This window comes from uncultured Tenacibaculum sp., assembly GCF_947495995.1.
Taxonomy (GTDB): Bacteria; Bacteroidota; Bacteroidia; order Flavobacteriales; family Flavobacteriaceae; genus Polaribacter.
The window spans coordinates 1-245 of record NZ_CANMAX010000044.1; the positions used below are offsets into that span (position 1 = coordinate 1).

Annotated in this window: 1 protein-coding gene; it reads left to right on the top strand. The window is 44.5% G+C overall.

The features are described 5' to 3' along the window. Positions 1-245, top strand: a 245-nt coding sequence (locus Q1A15_RS20980) for a hypothetical protein (RefSeq protein ID WP_299628413.1), incomplete at both ends; no start/stop codon positions are given.

A 245-nucleotide genomic window follows, 5' to 3' on the forward strand; every position in this document is an offset into this window, starting at 1 on the left:
ACAAACGGAAACGGAACACAAGACGGATCAGAGAGTGGTTTAGGCGGTGTAACAGTTTACGCAGACTTAGATGGAGATGGCGTTCAAGATCCAGGAGAGCCAAGTACGACTACGAATCCAGATGGAAGTTATACATTGACAGGAGTTCCAGCAGGAAGTCCAGTAGATATTGTAGTAGTAGAAGGAGATTTACCATCAGGAAGTACACAAACAGAAGGAACAAACCCAACTTCAGTTACTCCAGT